The organism is Salinimonas marina (assembly GCF_015644725.1).
Classification (GTDB): Bacteria; Pseudomonadota; Gammaproteobacteria; order Enterobacterales; family Alteromonadaceae; genus Alteromonas.
In genome coordinates this window covers 1,729,818-1,752,339 of record NZ_CP064795.1, presented here as the reverse complement: position 1 = coordinate 1,752,339, position 22,522 = coordinate 1,729,818, and the positions used below count along the sequence as shown (strand labels likewise).

General features: G+C 47.9%; 13 protein-coding genes. 5 read left to right on the top strand and 8 right to left on the bottom strand.

The features are described 5' to 3' along the window. The first annotated feature begins 2 nt into the window (after window positions 1-2). The 5 genes from IT774_RS07745 (at window position 3) to IT774_RS07725 (ending at window position 4,720) form a co-directional block, all read left to right on the top strand. Window positions 3-2,168, top strand: a complete 2,166-nt coding sequence (locus IT774_RS07745; protein ID WP_195812060.1) for a YfjI family protein — start codon at window positions 3-5, stop codon at window positions 2,166-2,168. A 50-nt stretch (window positions 2,169-2,218) separates the two neighbouring features. Continuing rightward, window positions 2,219-2,944 carry an AAA family ATPase gene (locus IT774_RS07740; RefSeq protein ID WP_195812059.1) on the top strand — a complete coding sequence of 242 codons (726 nt, stop codon included), beginning with the start codon at window positions 2,219-2,221 and terminating at the stop codon, window positions 2,942-2,944. 14 nt (window positions 2,945-2,958) lie between these two features. Further along, window positions 2,959-3,699, top strand: coding sequence for a hypothetical protein (locus IT774_RS07735; protein WP_195812058.1), 741 nt, complete (start codon window positions 2,959-2,961; stop codon window positions 3,697-3,699). 179 nt (window positions 3,700-3,878) lie between these two features. Beyond that, complete coding sequence (locus IT774_RS07730) at window positions 3,879-4,250, top strand: RuvC family protein (RefSeq protein WP_218958956.1); 372 nt, start codon at window positions 3,879-3,881, stop codon at window positions 4,248-4,250. Next, window positions 4,250-4,720: a hypothetical protein gene (locus IT774_RS07725; RefSeq protein WP_195812056.1), complete on the top strand. Its 471-nt coding sequence runs from the start codon at window positions 4,250-4,252 to the stop codon at window positions 4,718-4,720. Before IT774_RS07730 ends, IT774_RS07725 begins: the two co-directional genes overlap by 1 nt. On the opposite strand, the gene IT774_RS07720 is transcribed toward IT774_RS07725, so the two are convergent. The 8 genes from IT774_RS07720 to IT774_RS07685 all read right to left on the bottom strand — a co-directional run bounded on the left by IT774_RS07720 (window position 4,717) and on the right by IT774_RS07685 (window position 22,461). Beyond that, window positions 4,717-5,019 carry a hypothetical protein gene (locus tag IT774_RS07720; RefSeq protein ID WP_195812055.1) on the bottom strand — a complete coding sequence of 101 codons (303 nt, stop codon included), beginning with the start codon at window positions 5,017-5,019 and terminating at the stop codon, window positions 4,717-4,719. The two genes, IT774_RS07725 and IT774_RS07720, sit on opposite strands and share 4 nt — an antisense overlap. Window positions 5,020-5,320: 301 nt before the next feature. Continuing rightward, a complete protein-coding gene (locus tag IT774_RS07715; RefSeq protein ID WP_195812054.1) occupies window positions 5,321-13,561 on the bottom strand; it encodes a hypothetical protein in 8,241 nt (2,746 codons plus the stop codon). 26 nt (window positions 13,562-13,587) lie between these two features. Continuing rightward, entirely contained in the window at window positions 13,588-16,407 is a 2,820-nt protein-coding gene (locus IT774_RS07710; protein ID WP_195812053.1) for a hypothetical protein, read from the bottom strand. A gap of 112 nt (window positions 16,408-16,519) precedes the next feature. Next, on the bottom strand, window positions 16,520-17,812 hold the full coding sequence (locus tag IT774_RS07705; protein WP_195812052.1) for a hypothetical protein: 1,293 nt from the start codon (window positions 17,810-17,812) through the stop codon (window positions 16,520-16,522). Beyond that, window positions 17,812-18,183, bottom strand: a complete 372-nt coding sequence (locus tag IT774_RS07700; RefSeq protein WP_195812051.1) for a hypothetical protein — start codon at window positions 18,181-18,183, stop codon at window positions 17,812-17,814. The genes IT774_RS07705 and IT774_RS07700 overlap by 1 nt, the downstream gene beginning before the upstream one ends. A gap of 119 nt (window positions 18,184-18,302) precedes the next feature. Further along, on the bottom strand, window positions 18,303-20,675 hold the full coding sequence (locus IT774_RS07695; RefSeq protein WP_195812050.1) for a hypothetical protein: 2,373 nt from the start codon (window positions 20,673-20,675) through the stop codon (window positions 18,303-18,305). A gap of 90 nt (window positions 20,676-20,765) precedes the next feature. Then, a complete protein-coding gene (locus tag IT774_RS07690; RefSeq protein ID WP_195812049.1) occupies window positions 20,766-21,935 on the bottom strand; it encodes a hypothetical protein in 1,170 nt (389 codons plus the stop codon). A 4-nt stretch (window positions 21,936-21,939) separates the two neighbouring features. Next, window positions 21,940-22,461, bottom strand: a complete 522-nt coding sequence (locus IT774_RS07685; protein ID WP_195812048.1) for a hypothetical protein — start codon at window positions 22,459-22,461, stop codon at window positions 21,940-21,942. Window positions 22,462-22,522: the final 61 nt, after the last annotated feature.

Genomic DNA, 22,522 nt, shown 5'->3' with positions numbered 1-22,522 from the left:
CCATGCAATTCAATGTTTTTGACCCTGAGCGCATTACCTATCACCCAGTTGCTGAAAAACTTGCTCAGCATCTGTGTGCGTACTGCGAGAACGATACGCCGGAATTCTTCCGTGTAATTACCTCTTACTTTCTGGGAAAGATAGCCTCGCAGATGCGAGCGACCATTAAAACCCATAACCAGAAGCCACTGCCGATTAACATCTACAGTATTGGCTTGGCACCATCAGGTGCCGGTAAAACCAAGGCAATGAATTTCCTTGAGGAAGATGTTTGCGGATTGTTCTTTGAACGGTTCAAAGACGAATTGTTACCTTACTCTACCGAGCAGAATCTGGCACGGTTAGCCAACCAACGTGCAGCGAAGAACAACACCGATCCGGATCAGGAGATGGAAAACCTATTCATCGAATTCAAAGCCTCGGGTACGTGGCTGTCGTCTTTCGACTCCGCCACTCCCGCAGCACTAAAGCAGTTCCGTCATAAGCTACTAATGGCAGATGCCGGCTCACTGAACTTTGAGATTGATGAGATCGGGGACAACTTAACGGGCAACAGTGACGCCTTTTCTAAATTCCTGGAGTTATACGACAAAGGGAAGATTAAGGAATCGTTGACCAAAAATACGAAGGAAAACCAACGCCTGACGGAGATTACTGGCCAGACGCCATGTAACCTCATCATGTTTGGGACTCCCAGTTCATTGATGGACGGCGCCAAAAAGGAAGAAGAATTCTACGCCATGTTGGAAAAAGGGTACGCACGGCGTTGTATGTTCGCCATGACCCGTGATGTAAACCGACGGTTGGACCTCTCAGCGGAAGAAATCTATGAGCGTAGCACCTCTCAACAGTCTGCCGAGTTCATTGAAGAAGTTTCAGAGCACCTGTTGAATCTGGCTGACCCTGTGAACTTCAAGCGCCAACTGACACTGGATAAGGACGAAGAAATCCTTCGTATCGAGTATGACCTTTGGAATAAGTCACGCGCTCGTGAGTTTAGTGAGTTCGATGTAGTTAAGCGTATTGAGATGGAACACCGTCAATTCAAAGCACTGAAAATGGCGGCGGCTTACGCCTTCTTTGAAGGCAGTGCGAAGATCACCCAACAACACCTGTACTACGCTATCGCTGTAGTAGAGGAGTCCGGTAACGCACTGACAACCCTACTTACTCGGGACCGTCCTTACGTGAAGCTGGCAAAGTACTTAGGTGATACTCAGCGTCCGGTAACACAGGTTGAGCTGGTCGAAGACTTACCCTTCTATAAAGGCTCAGCACCGCAGAAAACTGAAATGCTGAATATGGCCATTGCCTGGGGCTACCAGAACAATGTCATTATTAAAAAACAGTTTAATGACGGTATCGAGTTTATGACAGGGGAAAGTCTACGGGAAACCAACCTGGATAACCTCCTGGTCAGTTACTCCGACCATGTTGCCTACAATTACCTCAACGAAGAAATCAGTTGGGATAACGTAGGTAAGCTAACTCAAATGGACGGAATGCACTGGCTGACCCACCACGTTGTGGAGGGCCACCGATGCGAAGATAAGTGCAAGACGGGCTTTGACTTGTTGGTTATTGATGTTGATGGGGATGCTCCACTTGACCAGGTACGGACACTCATGGCCGATTACAAAGCCATGTTCTATACCACCAAGCGACATCAGACCGAGGGCGAAGACCGCTACCGTATCATTCTACCCATGCAGTACCGCCTTAAACTGGATGCTGCTGACTTTAAAGAGTTCATGCAAGCTATTTATGCGTGGTTACCGTTCACGGTAGATGAAGTCACCTCACAACGTTCACGTAAATGGCAGAGCCATGAAGGTGAACTCTTTGTGCAGGACGGTATTATGTTTGACCCTATCCCGTTCATCCCTAAAACCACCAAAAATGAGGAACGCAAGCAGCGCCTAATGGATCAGCAATCACTGACCAACTTAGAACGCTGGTTCGTCAACAACACCGGTGCTGGTAACCGCTCAAATCAGTTGATTAAATTCGCACTGATGTTAGTGGACTCAGGTAAGACTTTATCCCAGGTCGAACAGGCCACGTTGAACATGAATGAGAAGCTGGCCGACAAGCTGCCAGAGGAAGAAGTGATGACTACCATCATGGTTTCCGCTCGTAAAGCGTTCGCCAAATTACAAACCATCTAGTTAGTGGGGGCATCCGCCCCTCTTTCGCTTTCAAATCTGGAGAGATCCCAATGAGCGACGTAAATGACCATCTCGTATTGGTATGCGGGAAGTCAGCGGTAGGTAAATCTGCCTCGCTGATGAACATGGAAAACCCCGAAGGGGTTATGTACCTTAACTGTGAAGCCGGTAAAAAGTTACCGTTCCGCAGTAAGTTTAAAGAATTCACTATCATCGACCCGTTGCAGGTAGAAGAAGCCTTTGAAGCTGCAAACGATATGGCCGATGTTCACACCATCGTAGTGGACTCACTAAACTACCTGATGGATATGTACGAGTCAGTCCACGTACTGCCCTCGACAAATACCATGCAAGCCTGGGGTGAGTATACCCAGTTCTTCAAGCGCTTGATGCAACACCACGTTGCCGGATCAAGCAAAAACGTCATCTTCATGGCTCACGTTGTGGATCAACTCAACGAAAGCGATATGGTGATGGAATCTAAGGTACCCGCCAAAGGTGCCATTAAAAACCAGGGCATTGAATCCTACTTCTCTTGTGTCATCAGCGCTAAGAAAAAGAAGCTGAAAGACATTGAAGGGTATGGTTCTGGTCTACTTAACGTCACTGATGAAGAAGAAATGCTTGGCTACAAGTACGTCTTCCAAACCAAGTTGACGAAAGACACGGTTAATGAACGTATGCGCGGCCCAATGGGGCTATGGGATACCAAAGAAACCTTCATCGACAACGACTGCCAGAAAGTTCTGGACCGTCTATCTGAATACTACAATTAATCTGGAGCCTCATCGTGAGCTTATTAAATAACCTGAAAACCAAAGACACCGTAAAAGCCCTTGACCAAGACCGTCTGGGCGGCAGCCGCTTACTTGCTACTGACGTATACGCCGGTAACATCAAGTACGCTTACCTAAGCCAAGCTGATAGTGGCGCCATTGCTATCAACTTCCAGGCTGAAACTGATGATAAGCAACTCATCAATCAAACCACCTATATGACTTCACGCACCGGTAGCAATACCTATGTGGATAAGCAATCAGGTGAAGACCGCTACCTACCAGGTTTCATCCTGGGCAACTCATTGGCCCTACTAACCGTAGGCGATGAGATTGGTAACCTGACTGTCGAAGAAAAGGTAATCAACCTTTACAACTTCGATGAGAAAAAAGAGTTACCAACTAAGGTACAGATGCTGTCTGAGCTGATCGGTCAACGCGCTAAATTCGCAGTTGAACAACAGATTCAAGACAAGAACGTCAAGAACGATGCCGGTAAGTACGTAGCCTCTGGTGAAACTCGCGAAGTGAATGAAGTAACCAAAGTGTTCCGCGACCGCGACAACATGACCGTTACGGAAATTCAGGAACGTGTAGAAGACGCTGTGTTCATGGACCTTTGGGTTGAAAAGAACAAAGGCGAAGTGATCAACAAAGCCAAAGGTGCTGCAACAGGTGGTGCCAAGTCAGGTGCCCCAACGAAAGCAGGTGCCGGCGCATCGAAAGCAGGCGGCGTGAAGTCACTGTTTAACTAATGCTAGTTGCTGGCATAGACCCAAGCCTGAGTAACTTCGGGCTTTGCAAAGGCACCTTCACGGGTGCCTTTGATCTATCTGAGCTTCGCCTAATATCCCCTACCTCTGACAAAAAGAATAAAAAACAGGTACGGGTAAATAGCGATGACCTCAGACGAGCGCAGGAGCTACACGCTGGTATGACCCAGTTTTTACTGGGTGTGAACCTAGCTTTTGTAGAAATCCCTGTAGGTTCCCAATCTGCTCGCGCTATGGCGTCTTACGGTATTTGCGTAGGACTATTGGCGAGCATTCAAATTCCGATCATCCAAGTAACACCCGCAGAGGTGAAGATTGCCGCCACCGGAAGTAAAACCGCCACCAAAAACGAGATGATTCACTGGGCTGTATCCCAGTACTCTGATGCGGATTGGCTTACTACCCGCCGGGGTGGACAGGATGTAGTCACTAACAAAAATGAGCACCTGGCCGACGCGGTAGCCGCAGTACATGCTGGGGTTAAAACAGACACGTTCCAACAGTTGCTCTCATTTCAAAGAAGAATTGCCTGATGAAAATCATCTTAGAAGAAAACGATATCGTCGAAATACTGCGCCAGCATGTGGTAAGTAATAACCTACTTAACCTGGCTGACAAAGACTTTGACATCAACCTGGAAATTGACGGCACCAATGTTACCGGTAGCCTGGATACATCAACTGCTGCACTGGCTATGCCAAAGGCAAATGACACCGCTGCACCTAAAGCCAAACGCACTACTAAGCGTCGTAAGGCGGCGGAACCGGAAGCAGTGAAAGTAGACACGCCTGAAAAGGAAGCAGTCTCTGATGCACCTGAAAAAGAAACCGAAGCCCCGGAAAAGGAAATCGAAAGTACTGCTCCTGCGGCCCCGGCATCAAGCGAAGAAGATAAGTCAATTGGCAAAAAGGCGAGCAGCTTTTTTAGAAACGATGACACTCCTCCATTTAAGCCAGATGCGGTAGACGACGGGGCTACTGAACGGAAGTCACTGTTTAACTAGTGGGTAAGTTTATTGCTGGACTCAAAGCCCTGATAATAGCTGTAGTTGTAGTACTGGCTGCGGCTATTTTCGTAGGTGCCGGGTACTTCCTGTCGATATTTGTCACGGCCATTGTCGTCGTAGGGATATGCGGTTTCCTCGCCACTACTATCTACGCGGGCCTGACAGAACCCAAGGATTAACCGAGCGATAAGCACCGGTAATAAAAACAAAAGCACCCGATTGGGTGCTTTTTTATTGAGAATATTTATGAAGAGTCGTATTTGTTTTACCAATGAACAGGACCAGGTCTTAATCATACTGATCAACAACTACGGGTACCGATACGCTGATGTGGCTAAAGTACTTGGGCGTGCACCAGGAACTATTTCAAGCCGTGTGAAATGGTTACGTGATAACGGGGAAGTGATTACACCATCCGGTAAACGAACACCACCTAAGCGACAGCACCCGAGTTACCCTATTGATAAAAAGAAAAAGAGCTATGTCTCCAATACCTTTTTGTTAGTTGTCCTGTTGAGCTTACTCATTGGGACACTTTCCGTACCCGCTCTGGCAACATTTATTAAATAAAAGAGGCGCCTTAGTACCTCTTAATCCTTATTTTATGCCTATGGTATGAAGCAGTGCATTGAATGGCAGTGGTTCATCCCATGCGTCTAATCCTGATGAGACAGGGTTAGTTAACTTATCCAGAAGGTTCTGTGACAAGAAACTTGCCTCAAACGGGGTTGGTATACCGAACGTACCAGTAAGCAGTACGCTGGCCAACATGGACGCAGGTTTTTCCATGAACAGGTCGAAGATAGGTCGCTGGACACGCAAGGCGTACTTAGTGAACATCATCAGGCCCAGGTCATTCAACCACTGTAAGCCAGGGCTGGTAGGCACATCATAATTAATGAAGTTACCGCTTACCCGTTTCAGTGCTTCTTTCTTGCTGAGCGGCTTGTCAGACTGTTGAGTTAAAAACTCGTACTGGGCGAACCGTGCAGCGAAGTCAGACATTTGAATAGGCTGGTTCATCCACTTATAAAGCTGAGTGTCCTGGGTGACAAACAGGAATTTACCCAGTTTGTTGGCCGGACCCATGCGCTTATTCTGTAGTGTGTCCTCAATTTTACGTGTCATCTTTGACTTGAAGCTGTACGGATCTACCGAGGTATCAATATCCTCCACGATAGTCTGGAATAAACCAGCTTGCATCAAATCATGTACCGGACTGGAGGCCATCAGAGTCTTAAACTTGTTGGCTTCTGCCTGTAGTGCCCGATACTTCGCTGATGTAGGTGGAACGATTTTGAGCTTACGCTCAATTCGTAGTTCCTGGGTACGGTAGTTATTGTACTGGTTGGCTTCACGCCACCCTCTTACCGTACCACTGAACGCTTGGCGTAGTGGTACATCAGAGCTTAACAGGAACATGAAGTTACTCACGATGTTGGTTACGGTTGTAAACATGTTTTTGACAACGAAATTGTCTTTAATCATCTTCACGACTTCCTCAACACCACGGCCACCTTTACGAAGTGAATTCGCTACGTGGGGGGCAAAGCGGTTGCCGATGCCCGGGACATTTTCCAGACCTGTTTTGATCACTCCCTGCAGTGCGTTCCGCACTTTCGGGTTGCGTATCCATCCATCAAAGATACTGGCTTTACGGTAACCGAAGGCTAAGTGCAACAAGTCACGCTGTACCTTAATACCGTGGCCACCAAATTTAGACAGGGCGTACTGCTTTGAGTCATCTGGTAACAGATCCCAGTACTCCATCATATCCGGGTTGGTCGAGTTCGGCCCAATGGTCAGATATTCCGTGGTTTGTCTGTTTGGATCGTTGCTGTGCTGTTCGTGTAAGGCATCAATCAAATCACGGTTACGTGCTTTGGTGTTGACCTTATCTACAATACTGCCTGCCAGTATACCCAGTGATTCACCTACATGATATTGCTTCTGCAACACGCTTTCACGCAGTGCCTCTGACATTTCATAGCGGAAGTCTTTCACCGTACCATCGTTGTGGTAAACGGGGATCATCTTCGGTCCCTGCTCTACTACAGCCTCAGGGTCGAAGTTACGATCCATAGTGGCCAAGGCATCTTTACGTGCTGAACCAATCATCCCATTCAGTGTCTTTTTCCTAGCACTGTAATCAATGGGCGTCCCGGCCATCATAGCCGAGTCCATGAAGTTGGTACCCTTGGCTACTGTGCTTGTAAAGGAGGCCACACCGGTAATACGGCGAGCCATGCCACCATCTTCGATAGCATACAACATCATGCCTGGTGACTGGTCCAGTAGCTCGTCCCGTGCTACATACTGCACTTTACGATAGCCCTTAGCTTCCAAGTCACGCGCTTCGGGAGAACCCTCCTGCGCCCAATCCAATGTGATATTAGGGTTGGTGACCTCCGGCATAAAGCCTTTTGTCATTTGGGTAACGTCACCGTCAAAGTTATCTGACAGAGACTCATCACGTAATGCTTTGGCTTGTTTCAGTAGAAATTCTACCCCGTTTTCACGGTCGGATTCTGCCTCACGGCGCATTACCTCCAGTGCCACCTCTTTGTTACCCTGTGGGGTGTATTTGAGGGCATTAAGTGTGGTCAGTTCATCAATGATTGCTTCGGCTGCAACCGCATCCCGTGACTTCACCTTAATGTTCGGGTGCCCAAACATGCGTGCAATGTTATGTGCGTTTTTCGACAACAAACGTGAAGTCGAGTTGCCGGTGACCATGTAGTAAGCCAAGGCCCGAGAATGAGCGATGTAGGCTTCATCATGGGTGAACTCGCCCAGGGAAGTTTCCAGTGCGGTGATCTTCGCCTGTAATGCCTGCGGATCACGTAGCATATGGTCAATTGCGTCCATAGAGTAACCACGTTCAAACAACGAGCTGACGTCTGTTTTCAACAGAGACTTGTTCAGCGCAGTCTGCTCATGCGTTTTGAGCTTCTGGCTCATGGATTCGTTAACCAGGTCCACCATGGTCTGTTTAACAAACCGGCGCTCCTGCTCTACATCACGGTTGGTGTATCGTAGCAGTTCGAGTAACTTTTCGTTGTTAGCCGTTTCACCACGAATCTCATTAACCGCTTCGGTTAAAAAGCCAGGACGCTTCTCTTTATGGCTGCGCTTCATCCGACGTAACAGGTCAATAAACTCACCGACCCGGTTCGCTCCCAGCAGATAAGCAATACTGGATGTACCGGCAATGAATGAGTTCTGTGAATACATCCCTCGCTCAATGGCCCCATTGTTAGTTACCGCAGCACGAATCGCGTTACTGACTGTGGCGTTCACTGCACTACGGGTGCGTTGTTCCATTTCTTCCAGGTTGGTTAACTTACGTTTACCTTTAAGTGAGGTAGACGCCATGCGTTCTAACAAGGTGTCGTGGTCACGTAGTACTTTACCGGTCATACGGGTATCCCCGTTCACGACTTCATCGGCCCGACCTAACAAGGTACCTAAGCCAGTACTGATTTTACTCAGTAACCCTTCTTCTTTGGTTACTTCGGCAGGACGCTCTACGCTGGCCAGTACATCGCGTACCGATTTAACGGTCGTAGTGGCGACAGCAAAGCGAGCCAGGAAATTAGAAGTCCGGTTATCTATGTAGCGACCAGCAATAGATGAATACTCAACCCCACCTTGGTTTAGTGAACCAACATCAAACAGATAGTCGTATTTGGCCTGAGCCTTACTCATCTCCACCGGGTCATTTGCTAAGGCAGGATCTGGTAGGAAGCTTTCAGGGGTAAGGACTGCTTTGGCAGCTTCCCAGGTAGCCATCAACTCATTCTTAATAAAGCCAGGCTCTAACAGGTTGGCAGCAAACGTGGCTTCCATTTGTTCAGCAACAAACGCTTCTTCATGTGAGACAGAAAACACGTTTTGAATGGTGCTGACTAGTGGGGTTGTACCTTGAGCCAAATGATTCAGGTACTGGTCCATTTCATCCCCGATAGCCTCCTCAGCCAGTTGGAGCTCAACCCCATTTGGTCCGGCAACCGCATTCACTAAGTTACGTTGAATGTGTTGTAGGTGGGCAGTATGGGCTGGGTCTTGGCCGGAGTTACGCTGCGCTAACTCCTCAATGACTTGGTCAGGGCTTAGTCGCTCGATACGCTGGTAATTCACTTCTGAATACTTCGGCGCCCGTGCTTCCAGTTTGGTGTTTTCCTGAATAATCACACTACTTAGTTCAATTAACTGACGTAGGGCGTGAGTGTTCGGGGGTAACTTACCCTTATGGAAGAACTTGGTCAGTACCTTGGCAAATTTCGTAAAGGCATCCAGCAGGCTATTGTTATTCCGTGATTTCACCCGGATTTGTTTTAGACCTTCAATGAAGTCTTTGTTCGTCATACCCCAGGCAATGAACTCTTTAACGTTCGACAAACCATGGGCATTTAACTTAACGCCCTTTTGTTTGGCCTTGACCTTCACTTCGTCAAGGAGTGCAGACATTTCTTCAACGGCTTTTACGGCAGTCGGGTCAGTCACATCACCGGATTGCACAAGGTCTACCAACTTAGCACTGACAGCATGAATCAACTCATGGGTCAGAGTTTCAGGGTTCACCCCATCGTATTTAAACTCGACACCCTTCAAAGTGATAATGTCAGTGTTGGGATTGTGCTTACCCTGTACTGGTTCCATTTCAGCAATCGAAGCCGGATCATCAGTTGGTACGGTGATCGTAATACGCAACCCTTCTGGAATGTGCTGTACGATTTGTTTCAACAACGATACCGTAGCGCCTTTCGCGCCGGAGGCTGCGATGGCGGCATCAACTGCCCCTTTAATATGTGGGCGGGACTGGAGTGCTTTTTGGAAGTGGTAACCAAAACTATTGGTATCAATTTGTCCCTTCGGCTTCAACTGATTGCCTTTGGTAAAGTGAGGCAAGATACCTTTTTGTTTCATCTCCTCGGCGCGTTCAACATTGTCTTCCTGATTTTCAGGAGCTTTTGGTGAAGTGGCTGTCTGCACCACTGGTTTAGTCACAGTCTTCCCGCTTTCGCGGTCAGCCTTGCGCTTCTCACGATTAGCTTTACCTACTTCTGTTTCATAGCCGGCACCTTCCGCATTGTACTGGGTAGAGTATTCCAGGGTCGCTTTCAGCTCCTGGTTCACTTCTGTCCGGGAACCGTTTAGGTTGGTCAGGTACATGTAGTCGGTATAGTCACGTTTAGCTTTACCAGATGCGTAGGTAGCTTGTTTATCAAACATCGTATCTACAAGGGCGGTATATTCAGCTTGTGTGATATCACCGTCTGATACCATGGCTTTCAGTAGATCCTTTGCGTTACCCATCTGGCGATCCACATCACGGTAAGGATTCAGGTCGAATACCTCCATGAACTTCTTGTTCACCGTAGCACCCATCTTCAAATAATCTTTGAAGCCAACGGGGAAGCCATCGTGGACGTTAACCACAGAGAAGTTGTTCAGAACTTCAAATGCCATACTTGCATCGGTACTGTGAATATTCTGTATCGGTGCCCCTACGCCCATATCTGTGGAGAACCCTTCTTCGTTAAAGGGCTGGGACATCTGCCGTACGGTCTTTCGTTTTACATCACCGTTACTGGAATGCACAGCGATATTCAGTCCACCTTCAACCATGGTCTTAGTTACATGGTTTTGGGTGTTGGTTCTCCGAACAAATTTAGCGGCTTGTAGATTGTTATCAACACCGTCACTAGGCATGTACGACACGGACGGCATAATGTCCTGTAGTGTGTCAATCAAGGCAACCAGTTCAGCTTTAGGTAGCTCAGCACCTGGCTCTAGCTCACCGGCTTCAATCATCTGAGCCAATCGGCGTTCTGCTTTACGGTCAAGGATACTCACAAACACTTCGTTTAAGTTGATCATGTTATCGTTGTAGATGCTGCGGTTTTCTTTGAACTCAGCAAACTCGGCGTCAATGGCATCAAACATCGGCTCCGCAAATTCCTTTTGGATCAGTTTGCTTATCTTGGTTCTGGCCTTACGGTTAATCCGGGCCTCACGAATACTGACCACATTGTGTGTACCTTTGACCATGAACACCGGGCGACGGGTACCAGATAACGTGATCAAATCAGCGTGCAGCTTATCAAACGCAGCGACTTTCTGAGCATCAGTTGTCTTAGGGTCGTTGATGATCTTATCCAGGGTGTCGTCAACCTGAGTCAACAACGAATCCGTCAGTTTTGCAGCCAGGCCGCCTTTACCGGCACCATACACATTCTGCATCAAAGGGTCTTTTGCCATGCTACGAACAATGGATACAGTGCTTTGTGAGTTAAAAATGGTCTGGCCAAACATGCGGCGCATGGCAGCATCAAGACGCTTAGCCTGTGATGAATTCGGGTTAAGAAGTACCTTTTTAACCATATCGGATAGTGCCGATTCCCAGGTCGCAGCCTGACGCTGGTAGTAATCCAGTGTGCCACGCTCTTTATCTGCACCAAGTGAACGGCGACCATCAAAGTACAAACCACCGGGGGCCAGGTTTTGCTTCATATCCCTTACGTCACCGTTACCAAAAATAATGGAACCGATGACTACCCCGTTGGTTACACCATCCATTTCAATCCAAAGGTCAGAATCAAACTCAACAGGTGCATCCGGCAATGCTTGCTCGGCAGCGGTAACAAAGGAAGATAGGTTGGTTAGAGCACGTAAGGTATGGCCCTTCTCCCCACCCAATTTCACGGCTTTGGTGATGGCAGCACGAGCCTGCTTACCTTCTGTACTTTGTGGATCAAGTCCCTCACGCAGTTCACGGATTGAATACGCCGCATCCAAGAATGGGTTTGTACGGTCGCCTTTGAGCTGGAATTCAGCGTCTAAGCCAAGTTTCTCAGTTAACTGTGCAATTGAAAGATCGTTGGTCTGTTTATCAATATCAATGCCTAGACCCTGCGCCACCGCGACCATAAACATACGTAACTCCGGCGTGTTCGCCGTCGTTGTCTTAGTGTTCCAGGCTTTCGGGCCTACCAGTCCCCGGTGAACCTTAGAGGTCTGCGGGTTGATCATTGAGTTGGTGTAACCAAAGCGACCGTAGTTCCATACTTCCATTCCTAAGTAGAACGGGGTATCCGCAGTACGCATCTTCTTACGGAACTTTTTATAGTTCTCAATTTCATTACGAATACTGTTGTTCTTAGCAACAACACGCTCGCGTTTGGCAATCGGCATGTCCCGGTAGGTTTCTTCCGGTACGATACCAAAGATGGTTTCAATCTCGCTGTCACCCATCACTGAGAAGATTTCATCTGTAGCAACCGACAAGCTAAAGGGTGCTGCCTGATTCTTCTCAATCATGGCTTTGACCTTGGCAGGGATCTTCTTGAAGGTTCCCTTCATCATCGCCGGTAGTTTAGTGATTGGCTTAAATGACGGCTCACGGTCACGCGTAGCAGTATCAAACAGCTTCTCAATAATATGGTCGGAATCTTCATTAACGACTTCGATCTCACGGGCAACGCCGGTCAATCGCTCATCACTGAATAAGTCAACTTCTGGGTTATGTGTAGGCAGTACCGTTTGGTATGAAGATAATATTACCTTTGCGTTACGGGCTTCCAGGCTTTCCTGTACTCCCGTAGTGGATGCTTCAACAATAGGCGCCATTGGGTGTTCGTGTAACTCGACCATGCCATCACGGGCCATGGCTGCCAGAATGGTCTGTCCTACTTCAATTTCCAGTTTATCAATGTGACTGTAATTACCTTTAGTGTCATCCAGCTTAATGCCCAATGCACGTAAAGCATTACGTCCCAAGCTACGTACCATCATGGTACGGGGTAAGCCCTGTTCTGCCATGATTGCATGGACTTGGCCAGGTACATCATCCGATTTCACACCCAGGAATTTACCTACCAACTTTTCATCAGAGAACAGGGTTCCCCGGGCATCATTTGCCAGCCACGAATACGCTGATGCGGCCATAGCTGATTTCGCTGCCTCAGTGAACTTACCGTCCTGAGTTAAACCAAGGACCATATTCCACTTAGGATCGAACCGATCAGCTTTTACCGTAGCCGCTACATCAGGTAAGACGCTTTGTAAGGAAGTACCGAAGTTTTCTGCAAACTGGGTGAAGTGTCGTACAGCCTTGGTTTGGTTACCATCAAGCTTGGTAACACCTGGTACATGAGCCAGTACAATTGAAGGGGCTCGTTTCAACCGGGCCAGTAGACCAGGCACACTACGAATCAATGTTTTGTTGTTACTTGGACGGAAGAACTTGTTCATAACACCGAAGGTATCGTTGTCAAACAGCTCCTGTACCGTATCGGTATCTTCGTTACGCCCTTCTAAAGCCTTACGGTCATCTTCCAGACGGCCTTGTTCCTCACGTATCTCACTCAAGCGGTCAAGGATAGCCTGTTTTGCTGCCTTCTTGCCGGCAACAAACTGTGCTTTTTCTTTACCACGTAACTCAGACAGTGATTTACCAGATAGTCCTGCTTCTTTTAAGCCAAGTTCATCCAGTTTAGCTGGGCTGTTTAAGTCAGTGCGTAGGGAGTCAGCCGTATTTTCCAGGCGTTGAGACTCTATTCGGGTATTCTCAATTTGCTCGTCAATATCAGTAGGCAGACCACTTAACGTTTCCGTGCTTGGAGTGGCTTCGCCCTCCGGCGCTGGAGTAGTTCCAACAGTATTACCAGTATCAGTAGTGGGAGCAGTACCAGGGGTAGCCACCTCAGTATTTTGAGCTTCTTCATTAGTAACCTGTTCTGTTTCCCAAGGCGGAGTACCGGTCGTGTCATGCTGACCAAAATCTATGTCGTGGTCTTCTTCGCTTCGAGTCTCAGAGGGTACCTCTGGAGCCACTTCTGCATCATTAGCAGGGGTTGGTGTTACTGGCGCGGCAGGCGCAGCCTGAGCGCTTTCAGGGCGGTAGCCAGTAGCCCATCTACTTCGGCCAATACCGCTTCTAGTGCTTCGGCTTCATTGGCAATATCCAATACAGTAGATCCGCTGTTTTTACTGATACTGTAACCTGGGCCTTTGCCCCCTTTAGTTAGGTAGTTTTCACGAATGAAATCCGCAGCAGCTTGTTCATTAGGCTGGATATCCAGTTCGTAATTGCCGTTCTTTCCACGGCGTGCATAAGGCGCATAAGCCAGTTTAAAAGCATCTGCTTTTTGGCGCTGACGATCCGCAAAGGCTTTGAGTTTATTACGAGTAGAGTTGGCAACAGTAGTGTTACCAGATTGAAGAGCCAAGCCGACCATTTCACGATATTGGCGAATACCCAGTGTACCTTTGTCATTCTTACCATAGGTACCTTTAGCTCGGCCCTGGAAGACTTCTTTGCTAACCACTGCAGAGGATTTACCGGAGGATTTCTCACTCGACTTCACGGCACGTTTAGAGTTAACGCTACGATTGATACGTGCGCGTTCCTCTGGTGTCCAATGGTCTGATTGTAAGAGTTCGATCATCTGTTCTTCGGTAATGGTATTCGGTGATATCGCATCTGCATCGAAAATTGCTTGTGCATTTTCTTCAAACTTGGCATCCCGCTTGGTAGCGTTTTTCACCTTATCCAGCGCTTTGATACCCTTCACGGTCTTTTCGCTGTTGCGGATCATGCTGTCGTTATGCTTCATTGCCGCAGCAAGTCCCTTACGGACCAGTACACCTTCGCCTTTCAACTCAGCAACCTGGTCATCAGTCAGGTTCACACTCTTGTCGGACCCATCAGCATTCTTCTCAAGCAAGGAGACAATTTCATCTTCGCGCTTGGCTAATTCAGTGACGGTTCCAGCAAAAGCTGCTGTCATTCGATTGGCTTCATTCAGGTCAGTAGACGACTTCGTTCTCTGGCCTTTTTTAAGTGCTTCGCTTTGGCGGGCGGCGATATTACTGAATACTTCCTCAATGTCTAATTTTTCGTCAGATTCCACTGAACCAGTTGATTTCTTTACTAAGTCTGTATAATTCTTAGTCTCTGAAGCAACATCTACTTCCCGGCCTACTTTAGCCTTTTCATCGGAGGCTAACTTATCTGACTCCAATTTTTGGAGGTGTTTCTGCTTAGCGGCTTCTTGTGCATATTTACCACCACTGGTTGCAACCGATGCAGCACCTTTAAGAACCGTTCCGCCTGCGGCCGGTACACCCGCTGCCCCCATGCCGATGACAGCACCTTGTAGGGTTTTCTCACCATCACGTTCCAGGTCGAAGTCATTAAACGTATCGTCCTCTACGTTGGTTTGTAAGCCTTCGGTGACCCCTTCTAGGGCCGTGGTTCCAGCAACTTTTCCGACAGGCTTGAGGACGTTTCCGGCAGCGTTAAGTACCGTGTTACCCTTCTTGGTCTGTGGCTTGTCTGCTTTTGTAGATGCAGTGTTCGGCGTTGACTGAGTTGACGTTGTCTGCTTGCTCTCATTACCGGTACCTGCTTCATTTTTAAGTTTGTTTTTAAACTCTGCCTCGGCTTGAGATCTACCTTTGCGTTTATTGCTACCGGCGTTAGCTACTGCCTTTGTTGCCTTTTTCACACCAGATACCGAAGCCAGTACACCATCACTTACTGCATCAGCTCCAGATGCCAACAGTGCTTCTCTCAAGCGACGTAGACGTACTTCATCAGATTGAAGGGTACCTTCTTTGAGGGACTTACTAAGGTCATCAGATAGGATTTCGTTAGTGTTAACTAAGGCGCTTATACCTACACCAACTGCACTGCCGGCCAAGGTAGTTTCAGCCAGGTCTTCGGCAAAGTATTCGAGCATGGCTTGTGGGTTATCAATACCGATGCTGATGCCATCCATCAGTATGGAGGCAATGACCCCGGCATTGTCGATGTCAGTAAGACCCTTATCAAAGTCCAGTTCGTGTTTGCGGTCTTCCCATAGGTAACCAATCTTACGGGTAACCTCATCACGCTTATAAGTATTGAAGCCACGGTTTAAGAACGTGTCGTCACCATTTAAGGTGTCGTCAATGCTTTCACTGGTTTTGGCGTTATCCTGAATCAGTTTCAGAACTTCCAGTGGAGACTTTTCAATGGCGTAATCGGAACGGTCGCCAGCCGCCAGGTAGCCAGGAGACAAGCTGTGTTTGGCGCCAGGCGTGAAGCGGGAGATATCGACCTTATCGCCGCTGGCAATCTGCTGTTCTTTGTCAGTCAGCTCATCACCTTGCAGCACTTTGTTCATTACAGTACGTTGCTCATCCGTCATGGCACTTAACAGGCGTGAAGCCTCAGAGTCTGTCGGAATAGTGGCGACTTTTGCGGCCAGAGCCGGGAACGAGTTCAAACCACGGTTAGCAAGCTGGATGGCCCGGCCTTTAGTGGTATTCAGTTCGTGATCAGATACCCAGTTACCGTCCTGCCGTTCGGCCTGTGCCCGACGAGAATCTGCCAATAGGGATTTGAAATGGTCTACTTCATTGACGGCAGGTGCCATGTTCTCACCGGCCATACTCATCTGAGCTTGTTCCGGTAATCGGCTGCTTTGTGGTACAGGCGGTGGGGTTGTACGTGCGGCTTTAATGCGTTGATACGCTTCAAAGGCACTGGTAGGTGCGGGTTGGCTGACAGGCGCAGGTTCAGGTATCGGAGCAAAACGCTCTAATGCTGCATTCTGTCCGGTCATTCTTCTAAGTTTATCCTCGATACGTCGAGTTTTTTTCGTGGTCAGGTCCTGACCCATTGGATTGGACATACAATTTTTCTCGGAAGGAAAAAGGAAGGGGGAGGTGTTTTTCGTGGGATAAAAAGAGGTACGTTGCGTACCTCTTGTATTAAACCATAAAAGTGATCACACGTTTAGTGCTTTATCGGAATGATGCTAAACGGTGGGCGGATGCGTTGTCGCGTGTGGCTTTACGGGCGTATTCTAAGTCCTCAAAGAGCCTTGCTTCCCTTTCGCGGATCTTAGCTTCGTTATTTTTTCTTACAGTGTTACCTGCATTGTACTGCTGCCACTTTAAGCCCAGCTCACGCAGTTGATCCTGGAAGTTTAACTTAAAGCGGTTCATATCAACGTCACCTGGATCTGATTCCCGGGACTTGTTGTACGCCTTGATTTTCGCACTTTCAATGTAGGACTCTGGAATACTACCATCGGCAATCGCCGTTCCGATCTTTTTCCAAAGTGCCTTACTGCTACCATCTTTTCCTGGCCCTCGACCTTGAGCCAGTTCATTCAGTGTCTCCTGAATCATCACGGAACCTTCACTTACTTCGTCAGTGAAGAATCGACCCCAAGAGTCACCCTTTGCCTGGTCCATCTGAGCATAGGTTTCAAACGACCCATACTGAGTACCGCTATCATCAAGCGCATACCCATCCCATTCTTCTTGAGCGGTTCGGGCTTTAATGGCAGCAGGGTCACTCTGCAGGGTTTCAATTTCCCGTGTTGCCACCGTCTTTAAGTTGTCTGCAACACGGCTGTATCCTGCCTCATCTTCTGTAGATAACGTATTGAGTTTGTCAAAATCATCCACGGACCGACCGATATACTCTTTCGCCACCGGAGCACTGATATTCGCTTTTTCAAGCGCACGGGTGACTTTACCTTGCACTTCATAACGATTCTTTGAGCCATTCAGTGCTGCGTTATACAGGCCAATTGCCCTTTCTTTATCCTGCTTCAATTTGGCAGCAGCCTGGGCGTCGGCCTGGGCCTGGCGCCCAGAAGCTAAGTTAGTATTCAGTCCGGACTTATCGTTGATACCCACCTGTCCAATGAATTGCTCAGCTTCATCAAATTGGCCGGAGGTGATCAGGTTGTTGGCTCGTTGTCCCAATCGACCTTGTAGTGCTGCATTAACCTTAGCTGCATCCACTTCACCAGCACCCATACCACCTAATTGGGTACGGAGCTGTTGTTCAAATCCGGCAAGTTGCCCAGGTTGGTTGAAATCCTGGATTTGTGTCAGGAACTGATTGGTGGCGGCATCTTTAGTAGCCTGGAACTCTTTAGCACGCTGGGCTTCAATAGAGCCTGCCACTTGTGCCAGTCGATCCATACCGCCTGTGATAGTCTGTCCGGCGTTCGCCGCCAGGTAATTTGCCCCGGAGAAACTGGGCATACCTACGTTTTTCCATGTGATTGGGTTTGCCATTAGCCACGCCCTTTTAAGCTGTTATTGGCCACGTAGTTGGCGGCATCTTCATCAGAATACCCCAAACGTGCATTGGCCCGGTCAGCAATCATCGTGTTGTACTGCTGGGTTTGTTGATTGTATTGGTCGTTAAACGCCTGCTTCTGGAAGCCAAATTGGTCTTTGGCCAAACCAAGTTGTTGGAAACCTAACCAGGATTGGGCCAGTCCTGACGCTGCGCTGATGGCCGGCATAGCCATGCCACCGTATTGAACGTCATTGGTGGGGTCAGTATAGCCAAGTAACTTATTCATCGTGGTAGGTTGGAACTGACCCGTAGGTGAGCCAGCGGTGGTACCTAAACTCAGATTACCGTAGTCAGTGTCAGGCATTCCTGGGAATGCTACTTGAGGTGATTGGAACCCTACACCTTGGCTTAGGCCATTCTGAATGGACTGGCCCCAGTTAATAGGTTGAAACGGGTTAGTACTAGGAATTGACATAGAAACCTCTAAATAGAAGATTTGGGGAGGATGAGACTGGCATCAACGAAATACTCGATACTTGCATAAGCTAAGGGCGCAATGTTCGTATTCAATTGTCGTCGATAATAGTCGGAGGGGGATTCTTTGAAATCGTTGAAGGGGGTGTTATCAACGAAGGTAAACGGATCAATTAGATCATCATTTTGCAGTAACTTCTGCTTTTGTTCTAACTCATCCATAAGGCTTTCCGCTTCCTCTTGGAAGGCGGTAACCTCTGCCTGGAATTCTAGCATGTCTTTTTGAATGTTAGTACTTATCGCATTCGTGGTGGTTGTAGACATACGCAACATATCGGCGGGACTGTAATTCTCCAGCATTCCCGTACCGCCGTAAAAACTGGCCACAACCATAGCAACAGCGGCAACAAATGCAGCCTCCACGCCCACCAAATCTACCAAATAACCGATGGCCAGTGCTATTAGATATTGCTCAATAACCAACGCCATCACAATGACGGTAGCTAAAAGTACACTGCCGGTTGCTGTAAGGGCGACAATGAAAGTACTGTATATATCCATACCTGTGTATACAGCCACTACAATAGAGACAATGATCAACAGTGATTTGAAAATGGTTGACTCATACCATTTCAACTTACGCTTCTCATAAGCGTGGCAGATAATCATGGGTGCCATATAGTGCAATTCTTGCCGGAGGAAGGCAGGCATAGCAGACACCAGATCGTGACGTACCGGAACCACAAAATTAGAATTATCTAAGTCTTCGATCACATCACGCAGCGTGGTCTTTATTCGGCCATCCGCATAGATGTAACTTTCATGGTAGGGATTCTGTAGCATACATTCTTCGTAAGTATCTTCGCTTATTTGCATTCGTGTGAAGAACTTATCAATATCGCCTGTAACGTCTATCTGCGATATTGCAGTACCTGGTTTCCCTATCCTACCTGTTACTAACCGTCGCCCTAACCCATCTGCCCATATCCTCATGGTCAGTTTATCTTCACTGGGACCGATAGCCTGTAAGTTGTATCTTCTGTCCTCATAAATAAAGTCGTTTGTTACAGGGGATACAGGAACCTGGTGTAGGTGATCCATCTCCTCGTACAACTCCCTTAAATAGGTATGGAAGTACCTGGATGCAGCGGGGGATTTTTCACGGATGGGTATTGCCAACATGAAGTAGGCTTCATCTACACTATCAATATCAGGGCTTGACTGGATAGCATCACTGATAGTCAGGGCATCCAGATCCAGTTTACGCATCAGCTCTATACTGGTTTCGTACAATCCTGAGCCAACATTGTCTGGTGAGAACATGTTCTTACCGTCTTTAATTAACGGTACCATTGGATAATACTTATTATCTACACTTGCCCCGACCGTTACCTGCTCTTGTATTAGATCAATGTCGTAGTGGTCCTCAGGTAACGCCGCAGGTGATCGGGTCACTCCGATAAAGTATTTAGGGGACTTCTTACCTTTATCGTCGGTCGTGTAATACGTAGCCACCGTATATACAGAGCTAGGGTTAAACACAGGCAGGAAAACATCTGTGTAGGTGTGAATGTTCACCTCACTGTAACGCAGGACACCGGTAGTTTTGGTTACGGCAGGTAGAATCTCAACCGTGGTTGGGGTCTTGCTTCCATCTTCTAATACATAGTGTGTATGTGCAGTTGCTTGGTATTGGATTATACCTGTGCCCCGTCCGGTCAGTTCCTGGCGACCTTCGAGCGTGATAATGAATTCGTGAATGTTTACCTTTTCAGGGTTACGGGCGTAATCCACAAAGTAGTTAAAGGTCTTTTCATATGGGGTGAAGCGCGTAGTCTTCGTAACCCTGATGGTATATTCGGTTACCTTTGTGGCTGGTTTTTCTTTGTAGGTTACACTACTACTTTCTGTCCTATCCGTGGGAATCCCTGTTCTCAGTGCCTCAGTAGCGGTATCCAAACTGGCTTCACACGCACTGGTGAATTGGCTCAGATTGGTGACCCACTGTGTTTTAGTGGCGCCGGGTAAGGAAGTCACCGTATTTGTCCAGCGGTTATAGCCATGGGTTTTAACCAAGTGACCTTCGACAAACAGGTATGGTTCGGCCCCTTTTAAGGAGATCCGTTCGATGGTGACAGGGTCTGTTTCAAGTGTGGCCAGGACTCCCTCCACTGTCTCTGACCTGGTGAGGTATATAGTCGCTAACTCATCCGCCAAACCCAGCGTATAGTGGTCACGGCCATATTGGTAAAACGCAGCCATTCTCCAGTTAACGCCATTGATTGCCTTGTCCCGAAGCCCTGATATTGGGCGATTACCCTTTAATACGGAACGTATAATTGATTCGCTGACTGGATCAGGGATATCTTCGTACAAATGCACGACACTACTACTTGCAGATACATCGTAAGCCATAATAAAAAAGGAGGGCCAATGCCCTCCCTTACTCCTTAATAATGACCGGCGCTGGGGCTACGCCCCGATGCCGGATTTCGCTTTATTAACAACCGCGGTCATAGTCGCTTCGGTAAAGCCGGCTTTTACCGGGTCTTCCCCGTTATCAGTGGTTCGCATTACTGCCCAAACGTCAGATACTGTTTTCAGTACTTTCTGTTCAGCATCTCGCTTATACCCTTCTATCTGTGCGCCATATAACTCACGCTGTTTGCCCAGGATACCGGTTACCGGTAGGGCACCAATCGTATCGCTGATTTGTGCTTCTTCGGTTAACTTGCGTTGCTCCAACACCTCTGTTTCTTTGGTCGTCTTCGCAATCCCGGCATCATTCACTGCAATGTCACTGGTGACTTTCAGTTCCTGTTGGGTAGATAGAGATATCTGTGCATCGACCTGAGCGCGTTGTTTCGCTGCATTCAATACTTGCTCATCCAGTAACAATGCTTGCTTATCCAGGTTAACCCCTTGCTTAGGAATCAGTAATGCCTCGGCAGCAAGGTTGGCAGTTTGCTGTCCAGTCAGTGCATCTTTCTTCGTCGCAGAGGTAATCTGGGCACCAATCAAAGAAGCATCGGCTTCTAACTTGGTTACCTGTTTGGTAAGTACCGCATTTTGGGTAAGTAAGTTATTGTTCTCAGAACCTAAGTTGACGATCTGTTGGTCAACCATTGTGGCGTTCTTGCCAATCACCACGGTTTGAGCATCGGTCTGTGATTTTTGAGCAGTAAGGATAGAGCCTTGAAGTGGAATGTTACCCGCTTCCAGTTTCAGGTTTGCAGTCTGCTGGGTAATCTGTGCAGTCTGGGCGGTAAGTCGCGCCAGTTCTCCATCAGAGGTTAGTGCCTGTTTGTCAAGTAGGATACCTTGTTTACTAAGGTTCTGTCCTTCAATGACGGCATTAGCACGTTGTACCGCAATCAACTCCGATTGAGTTTGTACCTGATCACGTTGTGCTTCCAACAGTGCTACCTGGGCCTTGGATTGAGGCTCAGACAACATGAACTGAACAGCTTGCTGTAGAACCGTAGCAGTTAGGTTGGAGTACACCCGGGCGTAGTCTTCCCCATTAAGGCGATTGAGTTTGTATTCTTGGGCCAAATGGCCTTTGACGCTTTGCATCAAAACATCAAAGACACCTGAACCGTCTACTTGTCCTTCTGTTAACGAATCTACTTCAAGGCTCATCTACTTAACCCCGTGCCGCTTGGCTTTTGGCCAACTCATCTAACTCGGCTTGAGTTAATGCAGGTAACTCCTGAATATTAAACTCAGGTACACGGCGAGAGGCACGCTTAGTGACACCGTTTTTAGTACGTTCGTTGTAGAACGTCTGGAATTTACGGTCTTTCAGTTGCTCAAATATGATGTGAGGAATGTGGTAACCCTCATCGGTGTTAAATTTCACAAACTTACGGAACGTACCGACTACCGCGTTCCCGGCAGTGATGATCTCACCATCCCACTCACCCTTTGTAGGGTTCATGCACGAGATGTTTACCCGTACCAGGCGTGATGCAGCTTTGATTTGTTCTTCACGGGTTGGGCCTTTGGCCTCTGCCTTTGGTGAAGCATCCGGTTTGGTTCCACTGGCGGTGGCTTTCAGGTGGTCGTTAATCTTTGCTTGAAGTTTCTCAAGACCAATCGAAGGATGAAACTCAACACCCATTGATTCAGCTTCACGCTTCAAATTATCTAATTCTGTATTGGACATAGTTGTAGCTCAAAATAAGGAGGAAAGGGAAAGCCCCTTAGAGATAAGGGGCTAGGAGGGG